This is a genomic window from Rubripirellula obstinata (genome assembly GCF_001642955.1).
GTDB classification, from domain to species: domain Bacteria; phylum Planctomycetota; class Planctomycetia; order Pirellulales; family Pirellulaceae; genus Rubripirellula; species Rubripirellula obstinata.
This window is the reverse complement of the sequence record NZ_LWSK01000256.1, coordinates 1-2,015: the sequence shown is the minus strand read 5'-3', so window position 1 is coordinate 2,015 and position 2,015 is coordinate 1. Positions and strand designations below refer to the sequence as shown.

The window sequence follows — 2,015 nt, the reverse complement described above, 5'->3', positions numbered from 1 at the left end:
GTCGGTCCCGGTCACCAACGTAAACATGATCGCGGATAACCATGGGATGCACCGGAGTACGGCTTGCGAGATTTTCTGTGATGGTTGACTTTTCTCTCCGTACCCGGTGATCCCGGTCGTTATCCGACTGAGTCGCTGAATCTAGACGCGCCTCCAGATCCACATTGCCGCTATAGTTCACACATCCCGATTCCTATCGATATGAAAACTGCGATTGTCTCCGGTGCTGGGTTGCTTGGGCTCCTTGTTGGTGCGGTGGTTGGGATGATTCCATTTGCTTGCCTAATCTTGATTTCGCCCGGACTAGCTGAGGCTGGGCCATGGATCCTGCTGCTCTGCACGATTTCCACTGTCTCGATTCCGGCCATGGGAACGCTTGCGGGACGACGCGCAGGAAACGCGGCATTCTATCGATGGCGCGGCTACTAATCAAATCCACCCTGGTTTTTGCGACGGATAACCATTGCATGCACCGGAGTGGCGGCCGCACACTTTTCTCTCTGCTTGCACGTCAAATCCCGCCACCTCGGTGATGCTTACCGTTATCCGACTGTGCCGACCCCAACCTGGAGCCTCATGTGAACTCGGTGCTTAGCGAATACCTGAACTGCACGGATTGCACGGAGGCAACGCTTGTTCGTGATGCAATCGAGCACGCTATTGCGTGTTGGCCAGAACTAAACTGGGTTGCTCATCGTTGCTCGAACTGTGAAACGATCAACTACATTGCTGTAAACAATGGGTCCGTGATTGAGGGATACCCAGTTCATGGCGTCGTTCCAACGTTGGCCGAAACCCAACGCATTGTGATTCGCGGACTTTCTGTAAAATGCGTTCCCGATGGAATGCGGATTAGCAACCTTAACCTTTCGTGGTATATTGATGCTGGCGATGCAACGGCGTCTTCCGCCTCGCCCAAACAATATGGCGGATAACCATCGCATGCACCGGAGCCGGGCTTGCGGGCGTTTTCTGATGGTTAACTTTTCCCTCCCGGCCCGGTGATGCGGGACGTTATCCGAATGAAATTCCGCTAGAACGCTGCAAACATGTCAACGACACAACGCATGGTCAGCTTGACGATAGCACTGGTCGCTATCTCTGCATTCGTTATCAGGACGGCCCCTGAGTTTGTCGCGTCACCAATTTGGCTTGCGGGAACGCTTGCGGCATTCTTCCTTGCTGCCGTCTTCCTCGGTTTTAGATGCGCGCTCCATCGCTTCAGAAAGACTACAATCTATGTCGCACTGTTTGCAGTCATCGCCACCTGCACTTGCCTGCTCCGTCCTGCTCGTAGATCTATCGCTTCAAAAGAGTCAATGGCGATCGGTCTTCAGCTATCGTTTGAACAGGACGGGGCACCGAATGGCGATTGGTTTGCGTATGGACCGGTTTTGCTGCCCACGGTACTCCAAGAAACGCTTGGGGCGGGTTTTTTTCGTAACGTCAAATACTTGCATATTGACGGCAATGAGGTAACAGTGGAAGAACTGCGAGAAGTGATGCTTCCTCGTCGGATAGCAGCTAAAATCACATTCCAAAACTGTGACCTATCAGATCCGGTGTTCCTGCGATTTGGACAAGAATGTAACGCAAAACGCATTTCGATAAAATCGAGCAATGTTACCGCCTCAGTACTAGACTCGCTTGCAAGCATGGATAACATCAAGTGGATTAACCTAGCTGGCACCAACCTAACGAAAGACGAGATTGAGCGTTTCGCCTCTCGAAACCCGGGCGTTGGTGTCCGACACGGATCAACATGGAGCAGCTGGCAAGAAATTCAACCCAAACAAGTAAATGCCGGATAACCATGGGTTGCACCGGAGCGGGGCTTGCGTGTCTTTGCAAATGGAACACTTTTCTCTCCCCGCCCGGTGAACCCGGACGTTATCCGACTGAAATCGCTCGCTGCCGACGCCGTTCATTCAGCTGGCTCGACACTTGCTCACGTGCTTCACACGCATTTGACGCTGAACGTGCATCTAGGCTAAACTGTGGCACAGGAGATACAC

Annotated in this window: 3 protein-coding genes; 2 read left to right on the top strand and 1 reads right to left on the bottom strand. The window is 52.7% G+C overall.

The genetic code is table 11. The features are described 5' to 3' along the window. The coding region (locus tag RC85_RS28760; protein ID WP_238383236.1) for a hypothetical protein at window positions 1-181 on the bottom strand (181 nt) is incomplete at its 3' end. A 565-nt stretch (window positions 182-746) separates the two neighbouring features. Here RC85_RS28760 and RC85_RS27300 point away from each other — a divergent pair. Continuing rightward, the gene (locus RC85_RS27300; RefSeq protein WP_157594081.1) at window positions 747-935 is read left to right on the top strand and encodes a hypothetical protein; all 189 of its coding nucleotides are present in this window, start codon (window positions 747-749) and stop codon (window positions 933-935) included. A 114-nt stretch (window positions 936-1,049) separates the two neighbouring features. Then, window positions 1,050-1,811 carry a hypothetical protein gene (locus tag RC85_RS25540; protein WP_149753528.1) on the top strand — a complete coding sequence of 254 codons (762 nt, stop codon included), beginning with the start codon at window positions 1,050-1,052 and terminating at the stop codon, window positions 1,809-1,811. The last annotated feature ends 204 nt before the right edge of the window (window positions 1,812-2,015 follow it).